At 73.7% G+C, this 15638-nt stretch carries 15 protein-coding genes and 1 pseudogene; 11 read left to right on the forward strand and 5 right to left on the reverse strand.

The window, feature by feature from the left end; genetic code table 11:
- From AB0E07_RS39375 to AB0E07_RS39400, 6 genes and pseudogenes are all read left to right on the forward strand, one after another.
- A pseudogene (locus tag AB0E07_RS39375) lies at nt 1-192 on the forward strand (rhamnose ABC transporter substrate-binding protein); the annotation flags it as partial.
- A 17-nt stretch (nt 193-209) separates the two neighbouring features.
- On the forward strand, nt 210-530 hold the full coding sequence (locus AB0E07_RS39380; RefSeq protein ID WP_235472834.1) for an L-rhamnose mutarotase: 321 nt from the start codon (nt 210-212) through the stop codon (nt 528-530).
- 16 nt (nt 531-546) lie between these two features.
- Entirely contained in the window at nt 547-1959 is a 1413-nt protein-coding gene (locus AB0E07_RS39385; RefSeq protein ID WP_362263181.1) for a BNR repeat-containing protein, read from the forward strand.
- Between the two features lie 84 nt (nt 1960-2043).
- Nucleotides 2044-3069 (forward strand): LacI family DNA-binding transcriptional regulator, encoded by a 1026-nt coding sequence (locus AB0E07_RS39390; RefSeq protein WP_362263184.1) that lies wholly within the window; start codon nt 2044-2046, stop codon nt 3067-3069.
- Nucleotides 3070-3170: 101 nt separating this feature from the next.
- Nucleotides 3171-4472 carry an alpha/beta fold hydrolase gene (locus AB0E07_RS39395; RefSeq protein ID WP_362263186.1) on the forward strand — a complete coding sequence of 434 codons (1302 nt, stop codon included), beginning with the start codon at nt 3171-3173 and terminating at the stop codon, nt 4470-4472.
- 56 nt (nt 4473-4528) lie between these two features.
- The gene (locus AB0E07_RS39400; RefSeq protein WP_362263189.1) at nt 4529-5272 is read left to right on the forward strand and encodes a PIG-L deacetylase family protein; all 744 of its coding nucleotides are present in this window, start codon (nt 4529-4531) and stop codon (nt 5270-5272) included.
- 39 nt (nt 5273-5311) lie between these two features.
- On the opposite strand, the gene AB0E07_RS39405 is transcribed toward AB0E07_RS39400, so the two are convergent.
- Complete coding sequence (locus AB0E07_RS39405) at nt 5312-6793, reverse strand: cytochrome P450 (RefSeq protein ID WP_362263192.1); 1482 nt, start codon at nt 6791-6793, stop codon at nt 5312-5314.
- Nucleotides 6794-6902: 109 nt separating this feature from the next.
- Between AB0E07_RS39405 and AB0E07_RS39410 the strand changes: the two genes are divergently transcribed.
- Nucleotides 6903-7514 carry a TetR/AcrR family transcriptional regulator gene (locus AB0E07_RS39410; protein WP_362263194.1) on the forward strand — a complete coding sequence of 204 codons (612 nt, stop codon included), beginning with the start codon at nt 6903-6905 and terminating at the stop codon, nt 7512-7514.
- Between the two features lie 95 nt (nt 7515-7609).
- Complete coding sequence (locus AB0E07_RS39415; RefSeq protein WP_362263197.1) at nt 7610-8335, forward strand: DUF2470 domain-containing protein; 726 nt, start codon at nt 7610-7612, stop codon at nt 8333-8335.
- On the opposite strand, the gene AB0E07_RS39420 is transcribed toward AB0E07_RS39415, so the two are convergent.
- From AB0E07_RS39420 to AB0E07_RS39430, 3 genes are all read right to left on the reverse strand, one after another.
- Nucleotides 8303-9520, reverse strand: a complete 1218-nt coding sequence (locus AB0E07_RS39420) for a lactonase family protein (RefSeq protein ID WP_362263199.1) — start codon at nt 9518-9520, stop codon at nt 8303-8305. The genes AB0E07_RS39415 and AB0E07_RS39420 overlap by 33 nt on opposite strands.
- 81 nt (nt 9521-9601) lie before the next feature.
- The gene (locus tag AB0E07_RS39425; protein ID WP_362263202.1) at nt 9602-10846 is read right to left on the reverse strand and encodes an aromatic acid exporter family protein; all 1245 of its coding nucleotides are present in this window, start codon (nt 10844-10846) and stop codon (nt 9602-9604) included.
- Between the two features lie 102 nt (nt 10847-10948).
- Complete coding sequence (locus AB0E07_RS39430) at nt 10949-11443, reverse strand: FBP domain-containing protein (protein ID WP_362263213.1); 495 nt, start codon at nt 11441-11443, stop codon at nt 10949-10951.
- 174 nt (nt 11444-11617) lie between these two features.
- Here AB0E07_RS39430 and AB0E07_RS39435 point away from each other — a divergent pair, with 174 nt between their 5' ends.
- Together AB0E07_RS39435 and AB0E07_RS39440 are read left to right on the forward strand one after the other, a co-directional pair.
- Nucleotides 11618-12580, forward strand: a complete 963-nt coding sequence (locus AB0E07_RS39435; RefSeq protein WP_362263215.1) for an aminoglycoside phosphotransferase family protein — start codon at nt 11618-11620, stop codon at nt 12578-12580.
- Between the two features lie 45 nt (nt 12581-12625).
- Nucleotides 12626-13897 (forward strand): ROK family protein, encoded by a 1272-nt coding sequence (locus tag AB0E07_RS39440; protein ID WP_362263204.1) that lies wholly within the window; start codon nt 12626-12628, stop codon nt 13895-13897.
- A gap of 275 nt (nt 13898-14172) precedes the next feature.
- Here the strand turns inward: AB0E07_RS39440 and AB0E07_RS39445 are convergent, their stop codons facing one another.
- Entirely contained in the window at nt 14173-15201 is a 1029-nt protein-coding gene (locus AB0E07_RS39445) for a PHP domain-containing protein (protein WP_362263207.1), read from the reverse strand.
- Nucleotides 15202-15302: 101 nt separating this feature from the next.
- Between AB0E07_RS39445 and AB0E07_RS39450 the strand changes: the two genes are divergently transcribed.
- The gene (locus AB0E07_RS39450) at nt 15303-15548 is read left to right on the forward strand and encodes a hypothetical protein (protein WP_362263210.1); all 246 of its coding nucleotides are present in this window, start codon (nt 15303-15305) and stop codon (nt 15546-15548) included.
- Nucleotides 15549-15638 lie beyond the last annotated feature (90 nt).

A 15638-nucleotide genomic window follows, 5' to 3' on the forward strand; every position in this document is an offset into this window, starting at 1 on the left:
GACCCGGCCAAGCTCGGCGAACTGGCCGCGCGGACCGCCGTCGCGCTGGTGTCCGGCCAGATCACCGGCCAGGAGGGCGAGACCTTCACCGCCGGCGACATGGGCGAGTACACGATCGGCGAGGACGGCGTCATCAGCCTCGGCAAGCCGACCGTGTTCGACGCCGACAACATCGACCAGTACGACTTCTGATCCCCAGGGGGCTGTTGATGCAGCGTGTGTGCTTTCTGCTGAAGGTCCGGGCGGACCGCCTCGACGAGTACCGCGAGCGGCACGCCGCCGTGTGGCCCGAGATGCTCGACGCGCTCTCGGCCACCGGCTGGCACAACTACTCGCTCTTCCTGCGCGAGGACGGCCTGCTGGTCGGCTACTTGGAGACCGAGGACTTCGCGGCCGCCCAGGCCGGCATGGAGGCCGCCGAGGTCAACGCCCGCTGGCAGGCGGAGATGGCGCCGTTCTTCGAGTCGCTGGACGGCGCCCGACCCGACGAAGCGATGAAACCCCTCACCGAAGTCTTCCATCTAGCCTGAGCCGGAGAAGCCCTTCATGAGACGACGTACCGTGCTGACGACCGCTCTGCTGGCAGCCGTGGCCACCCCGGGCACGGCACGGGCCGCCGACCCCGGCCCCTCCGTCACCCCGACCGGCACCACCACCCTCGACTCCCAGGCCATCTTCTTCGTCTCCTACGACGGCCTGGTCAACAACAACTCGTTCCAGAAGAACGGCCTGTTGACCTACAAGGGGTACCAGTACGCCGGCTGGTACACCGCCGACCGCAACGCCGTCGTCGGCCGGCGCGCACTCGGCGGGACCACCTGGTCCACCGTCAAGGTCGGCCACACACTGCGCTACGACGACTCCCACAACGTCATCTCCATGGGCGTCTCCCGCACCGACGGCCGCCTCCACCTCAACATGGACTCGCACAGCGACGGCTTCACCTACGTCAAGTCCGTGGCCGGCCTGCTGGACAACCCGGCCGGCCTGTCCTGGACCGCGAGCCGCTTCGGCGCACCGCAGTCGACCCTGGACGGGCTGGCGTTGACCAGCCAGTTCACCTACCCCCAGTTCATCGCCACGCCCGAGGGCCGGCTCCAGCTCAGCTACCGGGCCGGAGTCTCCGGCAACGGCCGCAACGCGCTCGCCGAGTACAACGGCACCGGATGGACCGCGCTCGGCGAATGGACCGGCTCCACCGGCACGTACAGCAGCGAGCACGGATCCTCGACGGTCCGCAACATGTACCTGCACGGCATCGACTACGACCGCAACGGCCGGCTGCACTCCTTCTTCACCTGGCGGGAGCAGAACGGCGCCGTGATGTGCTCCGGCGGCGGCATCACCAACCACGACACCGGCTACGTCTACTCCGACGACCGGGGCCGCACCTGGCGCAACGACGCGGGCACCGTCGTCGGCACCACCGGCGGCTCCGACCGGGTCCTCGTCACCGACGCCGGACTCGTCGTCGACCCGCTCAACCCGGACCACTCCCTGATGAACCAGGAGAGCCAGGCGGCCGACTCCGCGGGACGGCCGCACGCGATCATCTCCTACGTCCCCGGCCGCTTCGGCCAGTGCACCACCGACTATGTCGCCGACCGCACCGCGAACGGCCGCGCCTTCCACGTCCGCAAGAACGCCTCCGGCGCCTGGCAGAAGACGGAGATCCCCGTACCGCTCAACTCCAGCCAGCGCACCAGGCTGGTCCTGGACAAGTACGACAACGCCTACGCGGTCCTCCCGTTCGGCCGGATCGCCGGCGCCTCCAAGGCGTCCGGGTACACCGACTGGGCGCTGCTGTACGACGCCGCCGGACTGAACGCCTTCGGCGAGGTCGTGATCGACGAGACGAGGATCGCGCAGGACCACGTCCTGTCGGTGATGTACCAGGTGAAGTCCAGCGGTACGACCCCCTCGGCGCTGCGGGTGGCCGACTTCCGGCTGCCCGCCTGACCCATGCCGTCCAAGGGCGGCATGACGGTAATGTGAGGGCCCTTCCGGCCCGCCGCCCCGTACTTTCCTGGAGGTCCCTGCCCGATGGCCCAGTCGGTGGGTATCAAGGACGTGGCCCGCGCCGCCGGAGTCTCCGTCGGCACGGTCTCCAACGTCATCAACCGCCCGGACACCGTCGCCACCGAGACCCGGGCGCGGGTGCTCTCGGCGATCGACCGGCTGGGCTACGTCCGCAGCGAGTCCGCGCGGCAGCTGCGCGCGGGCCGCAGCCGGATCATGGGGCTGCTCGTGCTCGACATGGGCAACCCCTTCTTCGTGGACGTCGCGCGCGGCGCCGAGCGGGCCGCCCGCGAGGCCGGACTCGGCGTGATGGTCTGCAACAGCGCGCAGAACGCCGGCGAGGAGGCCGACTACCTGTCGCTCTTCGCCGAGCAGCGGGTGCGCGGGGTGCTGCTGACCCCGGCGGACGCCACCGGCCGCAACATCGACGCCTTCCGGCGGCACAACATCCCCTTCGTCCTCGTCGACCGGGTCGCCGAGGGCGCCACCGAGTGCTCGGTCTCCGTCGACGACGTGGCGGGCGGCGCGCTCGCCGTGCGCCACCTCGTCGACGCCGGGCACCGCTCCATCGCCTACGTCAGCGGCCCGCCGAGCCTCACCCAGGTCCGCGACCGGCGCACCGGCGCGCTGTCCGCGCTCACCGAGGCCGGGCTCGGCCCCGAGGTGCTGCGCGAACTGCCCACCGAACGTCTCGACGTGGCCGCCGGCCGGGACGCCGGTGCCCGGGTGCTCGGCCTCGCCGACCGGCCCACCGCCGTGTTCTGCGCCAACGACCTGCTCGCCCTCGGCGTCCTCCAGGCGATGTACGCGGCCGGCGTCAGCGTCCCCGACGACCTCGCCATCGTCGGCTACGACGACATCGAGTTCGCCGCCGCGGCGGCCGTACCCCTGACCTCCGTGCGCCAGCCCGCGGTCACCATGGGCGCCCTCGCCGCCGAGCTGCTGCTGGAGGAGACCGAGACCGAGGGCGGCGCAGGGGAGCACGAGCACCGCCGGGTGGTACTCCAGCCGGAACTGGTCGTACGGCGCTCCAGCCTCTCGGCGCGCTGAGCGGCCGTTCAGTAGCAGTTCTTGATCCCCGGGCTCGGCACCCGGCCGGACATGTGCTGAACTGGGACGCGGCCAGCCGTCCGTCCGAACCGGGAGCCCCGTTGTCCGTCAGCTACCGCCAGCCCGGCGTCGTCCTCACCGACCGCCACTTCACCGTGCCCCTCGACCACGCGGACCCGGCGGGGGAGACCATCGAGCTGTTCGCCCGCGAGGTCGTCGCCGGTGACCGGGCGCGGCAGAACCTGCCGTGGCTGGTCTACCTCCAGGGCGGCCCCGGCTTCGGAGCCAACCGGTTCGTGGGCAAGCCCGCCTGGCTCGGCCGCGCGCTGAAGGAGTACCGCGTCCTGCTCCTGGACCAGCGCGGCACCGGCGCCTCCACGCCCGCCAACCGCCAGACCCTGCCGCTGCGCGGCGGCCCCGCCGAGCAGGCCGGCTACCTCACGCACTTCCGCGCGGACTCCATCGTCCGCGACTGCGAGGCGATCCGCCCCGCCGTCACCGGCGGCGCCCCCTGGACCGTGCTCGGCCAGAGCTTCGGCGGCTTCTGCACCGTGAACTACCTGTCCAGCGCGCCCGAGGGCCTGAGCGCCGCCGTCATCACCGGCGGCCTGCCCTCCCTCGACGCGCACGCCGACGACGTGTACCGCGCGGCCTACCCGCGCATCGAGCGCAAGGTCGCCGCCCACTACGCCCGCTACCCGCAGGACGTGGAGCGGGCCCGCCGGATCGCCGACCACCTGCTCACCCACGACGTCGTCCTGCCCAACGGCTACCGGCTCACCGCCGAGGCGTTCCAGTCCCTCGGCATCCTCCTCGGCGGCGCGGAGGGCAGCCACCGGCTGCACTTCCTGCTGGAGCACGCCTTCGTCCGCACCGCGGGCGGCCCGGCCCTCTCCGACGCCTTCCAGGAGGAGGTGCAGGGCCTGCTGTCGTACGCGGGACACCCGCTGTACGCCCTGGTCCACGAGGCGATCTACGGCCAGGACACCCGCCCCACCGCCTGGTCCGCGGAGCGGGTGCGCGGCGAGTTCCCCCAGTTCGACGCGGCCAAGGCGCTCGCCGGGGACGGACCGCTGCTGTTCACCGGGGAGACCGTCCACCCCTGGGTGTTCGACTGCGACCCGGCGCTGCGCCCGCTGCGCGAGACGGCCGAACTCCTCGCCGCCCGCACCGACTGGACCCCGCTGTACGACCCCGCGCGCCTGGCCGCCAACGAGGTGCCGGTCGCCGCCGCCGTCTACCACGACGACATGTACGTCGACACGGCCCACTCCCTGCGCACCGCCCGTGCCGTGCGCGGGCTGCGCACCTGGGTCACCGACGAGTTCGAGCACGACGGCGTCCGGGCCGGCGGCCCGCGCGTCCTGGACCGTCTGCTGGCCCTGGCCCGCGACGAGGCGTGACGGCCGCACGGCCGTGACTCGGGGGAGCGGGGCGCCGGCCCGGCTACTGTGCCGGCATGACCGATCCGTTGATCACCCAGCTCCGCCCCATGCCCGAGGACTGGCAGCGCGCCCTCGCCGTCGTCGCGCACCCGGACGACCTGGAGTACGGCTGCTCGGCCGCTGTCGCCGCGTGGACCGACCAGGGACGTGAGATCGCCTATGTCCTGGCCACCCGCGGCGAGGCCGGGATCGACACGCTGGAACCGGCCGTGTGCGGCCCGCTGCGGGAAAGGGAGCAGCGGGCCAGTGCGGCGGTGGTCGGGGTCTCGGAGGTGGAGTTCCTCGACCACCGGGACGGTGTGATCGAGTACGGCCTCGCGCTGCGCCGGGACATCGCGGCGGCGATCCGCCGCCACCGGCCCGAGCTGGTGATCACCCTCAACCACCGGGACACCTGGGGCGGCGTCGCCTGGAACACCCCCGACCATGTCGCGGTGGGCCGCGCCACGCTCGACGCGGCGGGCGACGCCGGGAACCGGTGGATCTTCCCCGAACTGGGGGAGCGGGGACTGGAACCCTGGAACGGGGTCCGCTGGGTCGCCGTCGCCGGGTCCGCCACCCCCACCCACGCCGTGGACGCCACGGCGGGCCTGGACCGGGCGGTGCGCTCCCTGCTCGAACACCGCGCCTACATCGAGGCGTTGACGGACGAGGACCCCGAGACGTACGCCCGGGAGTTCCTCACCGGCAACGCCACCGCGACGGGGGAGCGGTTCGGCGGCAGGCCGGCGGTCGCCTTCGAGGTCCTCGGCCGCTGACCGCCGGGCAGCGGGCCGGGCCGCGCGGGGGCCGCCGGGTCACTCGCCCGCCCCGCGCGCCGGACACGGTTGCGGTGCGGCGGATCCGTCCGGCGTCCGGCGTTCGACGTTCAGGCGCAGGCCCTCCGGCATGAGGGTGAGGCGTTCCGTCACCCGCAGCCGGTACCCGGGGTCGGCGCGCAGGGTGTAGCGGCGCAGCAGCAGACCGAGGACCAGGGTGGCCTCGTGGAGGGCGAACTGGCGGCCGATGCAGGCCCGTGCCCCGGTGCCGAACGGTTTGAAGGTGTGCGGGGGCCGGGAGCGGACCGCCTTGGGGTCGAAGCGGTCCGGGTCGAACCGTTCGGCGTCCGCGCCCCACGCCTCGGGGTCGCGGTGCAGCATCGGGATGAGCACCAGGGCCCACGCGCCCCGCCGCATCGGGTGCTCCCCGGCCAGCACGGTGTCCGCGCGGGCCTCCCGGGCGAAGGCGGGCGCCGTCGGCCACAGCCGCAGCGACTCGTCGAGCACCCGGCGCAGATAGCGCAGCTTGGCGACCTGGTCGTAGTCCGGCGGTTCCGCCTCGCCCCAGACCCGGTCCACCTCGGCGCGGGCGCGGGCGGCGACGTCCGGGTGGCGGGCCAGGTAGTGCAGGGCGAAGGAGAGCGCGCCCGAGGTGGTCTCGTGGCCCGCCACCAGGAAGGTGATGACCTGGCGGCGGACGTTCTCGGGCGAGAGGCGTTCGCCGGTCTCCGGGTGGGCCGTCTCCAGCATCCGGTCGAGCAGGTCGCCGTCCCCGCTGCTCGCGCGCCGGGCCCGGACCAGGGCGTCGACCGTGCGGTTGAGGTAGGCGATGTCGGCCTCGTTGCGCCGCGCGGACCGGCGCAGCAGGAACCCGGCCGGCACGGTGTTGAGCCGCTGGGCGTGGGCGAGCGTGCCGACCATCGCGTTCACGAAGGGATGCGGCCTGCTCCGCTCGAAGGAGCCGAAGTCGTGCCCGAAGCCGGTGCGCGCGATGGTCTCCAGGGTCAGCTTGGTCATGTCCCCGGCCACGTCCACGGTCCGGCCGGCCGAGGCCGCGCGGTCCCAGTGGCCGGTGAGCCGCCCGGCCACGTCGAGCATCATCGCGTGGTAACCCTCCATCGCCTCACGGCTGAAGCCGGGGGCCAGGACGTCGTGCGCGAGCTGCCAGTTGGGCTCGTGGTTGTACGCGGTGAACAGGGCGTCCCCGACGACCGGCCGCAGATTGGCGATGCCGAGCCCCACGTGCTTGGCGAAGCGTGTCTCGTCGGCGAGATCCGCGGCGAGTCGCGCGCCCCCCACGAAGACGAACTCCCGGTTGAACGCCTTGCGCCGGAAGATCGGGCCCAGGCGGCGCGCGTGGCGCAGGGAGTCCTGGAGCGGGGTGGTGCGGCTCGCCCCCAGGACGTCGCCGAGCAGGGGGAGCCTGCGGGGCGGGTGGGGTATGCGGTGCAACTCGGGCCAGCCCTGGTCGGCGCTCCGGAAGCCCTTGGGCAGCGCGGACCCGGTCGTCGTCTCCGCCATGACGCGATCTCCCTCGATCCTGCGGCAGGTTGAGCGTGTTGTACGTCGGTTCAATAGCGCCGCCCCAGTCTGGTGCGGTTGTTGAACCGGCGTCAAGTAAGGTGCGGACATGAGCGCGAACCAGGGCGAGCGCACCCGCCGGCGGCTCAGCACCGAGGAGCGCCGGGAGCAACTCCTCGCCGTCGGGGCGCGGTTGTTCTCGGAGAGCCCGTACGACGAGGTCTGGATCGAGCAGGTGGCCGAGATCGCCGGGGTCTCGCGCGGGCTGCTCTACCACTACTTCCCGGGCAAGCGGGACTTCTTCGCCGCCGTGGTGGAGCGCGAGAGCGCCCGGATGCTGCGCATGACGGCCGCGGTGCCCGGCGTGCCGGTGCGCGAGCAGCTCACCGCCGGTCTCGACGCCTACCTCGCCTACGTCGAGGAGCACGCGCACGGCTTCCGTGCCCTCCATCGTGCCGAGGCGTTCGGCGACCGGGCCGTGCGGGAGGTCTACCAGCGGGCCCTCGCGGCGCAGGAGGAGCAGATCCTCGCGGTGGTGGCGGCGGACCCGGAGTTCGGGCCGCTCGGGGACGGCCGCGCCGAGGTCCGGCTCGCCGTGCGGGGCTGGCTGGCGTTCATCACGGCCGTCTGCCTGGAGTGGCTCGGCGGTTCGGCGGACCTGACCCGGGAGAAGGTGCGCGACCTGTGCGCCCGCGCCCTGTTGGGCGTCATCGGCTGCTGACCGTGACCCCGTATGCCGCGCCGGATCGGGCGCGGTGGTTGGCGTGCGCCCCGATCTTCGGTAGGTTAGGCAAGGCTTACCTAAGGAGGTACGGAATGGGTGACAGCCAGAGCTGGACGGCCACCCCGGCCGCGGCGGAACGCGCCCGGTCGGTTCTCGCCACCGCATGGTCCTGCGCGGTGACGGCCGAAGGCGGCCGCGAGGAGTTCGTCGGTGCGCACACGGTCGCCGACGACGGCCGGGTGTTCCTGCACGTGCCCGACGAGAGCACCCTGACCGCGGCCGCGATCTGCGCGCCCCGCGGAGAGCCGTCCGCGGTACTGGAGTTCGCCGACGTCGCCCCCGTCCCGGTACGCAACCGCATCCGGACCCGGCTGTGGATGGCCGGCTGGTTCGCCGCCGAGGAGGGCCATCTCGCCTTCCGGGCCACCCGGGTGGTGCTGCGGCAGCCCGGCGGCGCGGTCGTGATCGGCCTCGACGACTTCGCCGCCGCCCGGCCCGACCCGCTGGCCACCGCCGAGGCCCAGCTGCTCACCCATCTCGCCGACTGCCACTCCGACGCGGTGGAGCGGCTCACCCGGCTCGTCGAACCGGACAGCCTGCACGGCGCCGTACGGGTCCAGCCGCTCGCCGTCGACCGGCACGGACTGACCCTGCGCATCGAGCGCGCCCGCGCCCACGGCGACGTACGGCTGCCGTTCCACCGGCCCGCTGACGACGTCGCCCAGCTCACCGAGCGCATGCACGTCCTGCTCGGGCAGGCGAGCGCCGCCTCCTGCCCGCGGGCCCTACAGCGGCAGCGCACAGACCGCGACGGGTGAGGCGAACGGCCGGCCCGTGAGCCGCAGCCGGCCCTCGGCCCCGTCGACGTGGAAGACGCTCACGGCGCTCGACCGCTGGTTCGCCGCGAACAGCAGCGCGCCGTCCGGCGAGAGGGCCAGCTGGCGCGGGAAGTCACCGCCCGCCGGCACCGTGCCGAGCAGCCGGAGCCGGGCCCCGTCCGCCTCCACCGCGTACCGCGTCACGCTGTTGTCGCCCCGGTTGGCCAGGAAGGCGTGCCGGCCGTCGGGGGCCACCGCGAACTGGGCCGGAAAGCTGGTGCCCGGTCCGGTGCCGGTGGACTGCGCGTCGCCCACGGTGACCTTCCCGGTCGACGGCTCGTAGGCGCAGACCGCGACGGTGTTGTCGGCCTCGTTGGCGAGATACGCGTACCGGCCGCCGGGATGGAAGGTCAGATGGCGCGGCCCCGCCCCCGGCCGGGTGCTCGCCCGGGACGCCTCGGAGAGGGTGCCCGTGGTGTCGTCGAGGCGGTACGTGTACACCGTGTCCGTGCCCAGGTCGACGGCGAGGACATGGCCGCCGTCGGGACTCGTGACGATCTGGTGGGCGTGCGGCCCGTCCTGGCCCGGACCCGGCGCGGGACGCGAGTGGACGACCAGGTCCGTGCGCTCGCCCAAGGCGCCCGAGGAGTCGACCGGGTGCACGGCCACGCTTCCGGTGCCGTAGTTCGCGCTCAGCAGCCAGCGCCCGCCGGGATGCACCGACAGATGGCAGGGCGCGACGCCGCCCGTGCTCCGGCTGCCCAGGACCCGGCGGTCGGCGAGCCGCACGGCGGTCACCGCGCCCTCCTCGCGCTCGTTGACGGCGTACAGCGTGCGGCCGTCGGGATGGAGCGCCAGATACGAGGGGTCGCCGATCCCCCCGATCGTGCCCGCGCCGGTCACCCGCCCCGAGGCGGGGTCGTACGAGGCGATCCCGATCCCCCGGCCGCCGCCCTCCGTCGAGGTGTAGGTGCCGAGGTACAGGGCCCGGGGCCCGGAGGCCGCCGGGCGGGACGGGCCGGGCGTGGACCCGGTGGCCGTCGCTGGTCCGGTGCTGGTTCCGGTGCTGGTCCCGGTGGCCGGTGCTGGTGCGGGGGTGCCGTCGCAGGCGGGGAGCGCGGTCGTGGCGGCGGTCGCCGCGAGGGCCCCGACGAACCGGCGCCTGCTCACACCGTCACTGCCCATGTCCCCGCCCTCGGGTCGTCCGTCCGCGCGAGAGCCACCCTGGCTTGGATCACCCGGTGCGTGCAACCGAGGGCCTGCGGGTCACCGTGAGCGGCGGGCCGCGGCGAGGCGGCCGCGGCCCACCCGCATGCCGTCCCCGATCCGGGTCAGCAGCCGGGGCATCCGCTCACGCTGCTCGGCGGAGACCCGGTCCAGCTCCTCCAGCAGCCGGCGGGTCCGGTGCTCGGTGTCCATCTCGTCGATGATCCGGTTCACCTCGGCCAGCACGGCACCGTGCAGCTGCCACTGACCGGGATCGCGCCGGACCTCCTCCAGCAGCAGACCGGCGAGCTTGTCCCGGGTCGTGGCGGCCCGGCGCAGCTCGGCGGTGAGCCGCTCCTCGGCCGACTCGGCGTTCTCGCTGACGTGCGCGGTGACCAGCACCGCGAAACTCACCGTCGCGTCCGCGACCTCGGCCAGCAGCCGCTCCAGCACGGCCCCGACCTCCGGGGCGAACAGCGGTTCCGACTCGCGTTCCTTGGCGAGGTCGGTCAGGGTCCGGGCGATCACCCGCAGCACGACCGTGCAGATCTCCAGCGTGTCCAGGCCGGTGCGCAGCACCACCCGGTGCAGCAGCCCCTCGCGGACCCGCGGATTGAACCGCACGCTGTCCTCGGCCTGTCGCAGCGCCGCGTCCACCCCGGCGATGTCGTGGTCCAGCCGGCGTGCCTCGTGCAGCCGGGCCGCCGCGCGATCCACGGGCGTCGGCCCGGCGGCCTGCTCGCCCATCCGCAGCATCAACTGCCGCAGTCGTCGCGCCAGGTCCTCCACGGACTCGCCCGCCTCGTCCACCCACACCGGCGGGGCGAGCAGCAGATTGCAGCCGAGTCCGACCACCGCGCCGATCAGGGTCTCCAGCACCCGGGCCCACGCCGTGTCCCCGACGGTCGTCACCCCGAGCACCAGCATCGCGCTGATCGCCACCTCGGGCACGTACTCGTCGACCCGGACCAGATGGCCGACGCCCAGCGAGGCGATGATCAGCAGGCCCAGGCTCCACCAGGTCAGGCCCACCAGCAGGCTGAAGGCGATGGCCACGAGGACCCCGGCCACCACGGAGTTCACCCGGCGCACCCCGTTGGTGAGGGTGGCGTAGAGGGTGACCTGGACGACCAGCAGAGCCGTCAGCGGGGCGGTGAGCGGAGCCTTCTCGGGACTGAGATGGAGCGCGATCACGTACGCGAGGGTCGCGGCGGCGGCCGAGCGCAGGGTCTGCACCACCACGGGGTCCCGGCGCAGCCTCGTCAGCCGCTCACGCGGCAGCCGCCACTGTCGTGGGTCTCGCATGCTCGGGCCGTTCCCCTCTCGCTGAGCCGCGGGCGTGGCCGACCCTGTTCATCATCCCCGGCCCGGCGGCCGCCGTCCTGCGGAGCGGGCCGGGCCACGCCGTCAGGCGTCGAGCTTGTCCAGGAAGGCCCCGAGGTTGGCCTCGGTACGGGCGATCCGCTGCTCCAGGGTGAGGCTCTCCTCCATGCGGGACCCGGAGTCCGGGGTCCTGAGCCCGCGCAGGTAGAGCGAGCACGCGAGGTCGGTGCACATGTACAGGCCGACCGAGTTGCCCTCGCGTCCGGCCGGGCCCGCCTTGCGCGCGGTCATCAGCGAGACCCCGCCGCCGCGATGGGTGGTCAGGCACAGCGAGCACAGGGAGCGGTGGAGGAAGCCCCGGCGTGAGGAGGGGAAGCGGAGGGTGACCCCGACGGCGCGTCCGCCGCGCTCGGTGACCAGGAAGCTGCGGTCGGGCGCGCCAGGATCTCGCCAGCCGAGGAAGTCAAGGTCCTCCCAGGGGAGCCGGTCCAGTTCCCGGGGCACGGTCAGGCGCTTCGCCTCGCCCTTGGAGCAGTTGACGAAGGAGTCGCGGATCTCGGGCTCGGTCAGTGCGCGCATCGTGGCCTTCCGGGGGGTGTGCGTGGCGGTCAGGTGCATAGCGGTCGGGCGCATGAGTCGGCCTAGGGGTCCTAGGTTTCTGGCTAATGCTAATCGGGCGGCTTCGGGAGAGGCCAGCCAATAACGGTCCGCCGTTCCGTAGGCTGAGCCCCGGACACGGGGAGGGGCGTGGCGGTGGACACCTGGGAGCGGGCCCGGCGGGTGCTGGGCGCGGGGGGACTGGACGGCGACGCGCTCACCGGCGTCCGCCCCCTGGGCGGCGGGACCTACAACGAGGTCGAGGAACTCCTCCTCGCCGACGGCACCCGGTACGTACTGAAGGTGCCGCCTCCCGAGGCGGTCCCCGGACTGGCGCACGAACGGGACCTGTTGGTCTCCGAGGCGGAGTTCTGCCGCGCCGCCGCCCGGGTCGCCGTGCCCGTCCCGCGGGTGCTCGTCGCGGCCCCGCGCGAGCTGCTGATGACGGCCTGCCCCGGCGCACCCTGGGACGACTCCCTCACGGACGCCGAACGGCGACGGCTGCGCACCGAACTGGGCCGCGGGACGGCCCTGCTGCACACGGTCGAGGGACCGGGCTTCGGCTACCCCTCCGGCGCCCTCGGCCCGCTCTCCGCCGACTGGCGCACCGCCTTCACCGGCATGCTCGCCGCCGTCCTCGACGACGCCCGCCGCTACCGCCCCTGGCTGCCCCGCTCCCTCGACGCCACCGCCGGGCCGCTGCGCGCCGCCCTCGGCGCGCTCGACGGGGTGGACGTGCCGCGCCTGGTCCACTTCGACCTGTGGCCGGGCAACATCCTGGTGGACCGCACCGCCGGTGAGCCCCGCATCGGCGGACTCGTCGACGGGGAGCGCATGTTCTGGGGCGACCCGGTCGCCGAGTTCGTCTCGACGGCGCTGCTCGGGGACATCCGGCGGGACGAGGAGTTCCTCGCCGGCTACCGGGAGGCCGGCGGCGTGGCCGAGTTCGACTCCGGCACCCGGCTCCGGCTCGCCCTGTACCGCGCCTACCTGTACCTGATCATGCTCACCGAGACCGTGCCGCGCGCCGTCGACGAGGGCCGCCTGCGCTGGACGCGGCAGGCCGTCGGGCCCCAGCTGGACGCCGCCCTCGACGAGACCGCGGCACTCTGCGGCTGAGCCGGTATGTTCCAGGTCGGACGGCGGCTCGACAGGGGGAGCGGGATGGTGGCGCGGAACAGGCGTACGGTACGCGATCTACGGCGGGAGAACCGCTCCGCCGTCCTCCAGCGCCTCTACTTCGACGGCCCGCTCAGCCGCTTCGAACTCGGCCCCGCCACCGGGCTCAGCTCCGGTTCCGTCAGCAACGTCGTCGCCGACCTGCTCGCCGACGGGGTGCTGGAGGAGGCCGGCAACGTCGAGTCCGACGGCGGCAGGCCCCGCACCCTGCTCAGGGTGGCGCCCGGCAGCGGCCACATGATCGGCGTGGACGTGGGCGAGACCCGGGTCCGGGTCGAGCTGTTCGACCTCGCCCTGACCGAACTGGCCCGCTCCGAGCGGCCCCTGGAGGCCGAGGGGTACGCGGCGGAGGCCGTCGTCGGACACATCCGGGACGCCGTCGCCGAGGTGCTCGACACCGCCGGGACCGCGCCGGAACGGCTGCTCGGCGTCGGGATCGGCGTGCCGGGCATCGTCGAGCACAGCGAGGACCGCGGCGCCGTGGTGCACGGACAGACCGTGGGCTGGGACGGGGTCGCCGTGGAGCGACTGCTCCGGGAGTGCCGCGCGCTGCCCCCGTCCGTCCCGTACTTCGTCGACAACGGCGCCCGCACGCTCGGCCAGGCCGAGATGTGGTTCGGCGCCGGGCGGGGGGCCCGCAGCGCGATCGTCGTGCTCATCGGCTCGGGCGTCGGAGCGTGCGTCGTCACACCGGAGGCGGAGGACGGGCGCGCGGTCGAGGGCGGGCATCTGACGGTACGGGTCGGCGGGCGCCGCTGCCGCTGCGGCGCGCTCGGCTGCCTGGAGGCGTACGCCGGTGCCGAGGCGCTGCTCGACCGCTGGCGCGAGGCGGGCGGACGTCCGCCCCGGAGCGACGATCAGGAGAGCGCGCTGGTCGCCCTGGTGGCCGCGGCGGACCGGGACCCGGTGGCGCGCGGGCTGCTGGAGGAGACCGCGGAGTACATCGGCGCGGGCCTGTCCGACCTGATCAACCTCTTCCAGCCGGAGCGGATCCTGATCGGCGGCTGGGCGGGGCTCCGGCTGGGTCCGGTCCTGCTGCCCGACATCCGTCGGCACGCGGCCGCGTACGCGCTGCGGTATCCCGCCGAGCGGGTCTCGGTGGACCTCGGCGGGCTCGGGCCCGACGCGGTGACCGTGGGGGCGGCGATTCTGCCGCTCGCCGACTTCTTCGCGCACGGCGGCCGGCGCGCCGAACCCCTTCCCGAGGGGCCGGGTCCCGCCTGGCGCACCGCGCTGGAGGACCGCGCACCGCGCTGATCCGTCCCCTTCGGGACGGCGAACAGTCCGGACAGCGAAGGGCCCCGACCGCGACGGGGGAATCACGGTCGGGGCGACCAGGGGCGGGTACGGATGGCGGTCGCCTCTCGGCGAAAGGCTCCACAGGGCTTCAGCCGAACGATCGTCCCTGTGGGCGGAGGTTGAGGCCCGGGGACACTGTCCCATCCGCACCCACATGTCGTTCAACGGGCGAACATCCTCCGGTGTTCCACGTTCTGTCGCGTTATGGCGTGATCCGCGTCACCCCGCCCGCGTCACCCCGCCCGCGCCGGGGTCCGCCGCTCATGGGTCCAGGCCAGCAGCTCCTCCCGGGACCAGGTGGTGACCACGCGGTCCGCCGGCACCCCGCACTCCTCGGCCCGCGCGCAGCCGAGGATCTGCCAGTCCAACTGGCCGGGGGCGTGCGCGTCGGTGTCGACGGAGAACAGGACGCCCGCCTCGACCGCGCGCCGCAGCAGCCGGCGCGGAGGGTCGAGCCGTTCGGGCCGGCTGTTGATCTCCACGGCCGTGCCGGTCTCCGCGCAGGCGGCGAACACCTCGTCCGCGTCGAACCGCGACTCGGGCCGCTCCCGGCCGCCGATCAGCCGTCCGGTGCAGTGCCCGAGCACGTCGGAGTGCGGATCGCGCACCGCGGCCACCATGCGCCGGGTCATCGAACGGGCGTCCATCCGCAGCTTGGAGTGGACCGAGACCACCACCACGTCCAGCCGCGCCAGCAGCTCCGGTTCCTGGTCCAGCGAGCCGTCCTCCAGGATGTCGCACTCGATCCCGGTGAGCAGCCGGAACGGGGCCCAGGTCTCGTTCAGGGCCGCCACCACGTCGAGCTGTTCGCGCAGCCGCTCCGCAGACAGTCCGCGGGCCACCGTCAGCCGGGGGGAGTGGTCGGTCAGCGCCGCCCACTCGTGCCCGAGGGCGGCGGCGGTCCGGCCCATCTCCTCGATCGGGCTGCCGCCGTCCGACCAGTCGGAGTGCAGATGGCAGTCACCGCGCAGCAGCGCCCTGAGGGCGGACCCCGCCTCGCCGGGCGGGGGCTGGGCGCGCAGTAGCCCGTCCAGATAGCCGGGCACCTCACCGGCCAGCGCCTCCACCGCCACCCGCGCCGTCTTCGGGCCGACTCCCTTGAGCGACTCCAGCGTCCCGGCCGACGCCCGCTCGCGCAGCTCCGCCTCCGGCAGGGCCGCCAGGACCCGGGCCGCGGTGCGGAAGGCGCGTACCCGGTACGTCGGCGCCAGGGAGCGCTCCAGCAGGAAGGCGATCCGCTCCAGTGCCTCCACGGGGTCCATCGCCACCTCCCTCCCCAGGGTTGCCCGGCGGCGGGGTGTCCGCACGGCGGACCGGCCGCCCGCAGGGTTCGGAACGGCCGGATCCGCTTTACGCTCTTTGCATGACAGAAATCGCGAGCCCGTACATCTCCCATCCGCGGATCATGGTGCTCGGGGTGCAGCCGGGCACGCCCCCGTTCCGGATCGTGGAGATCGACGGAATGGTGGTCGGTGAGGCCAAGACCGTCACCGACGTCCTGTCCGCCGCGGCGGCGTTCGGCATCACCGTCCACGACCTGGACGATCCCGATGTCGTGCGCTGGGTCGGTGGCGACAAGTTCACCTGGACCCGGCACGGCAGGGCCTAGATGAGTGAGTCCGATGTGTGTGCTGGTCGCGACCATGGCGAAGGGCGCCCGTTGGTCAGTGTGTGAAGACAAACCTGGACGCCCTTCTGG

It is taken from the genome of Streptomyces sp. NPDC048002, from assembly GCF_040653275.1.
In the GTDB taxonomy this organism is placed as follows: domain Bacteria; phylum Actinomycetota; class Actinomycetes; order Streptomycetales; family Streptomycetaceae; genus Streptomyces.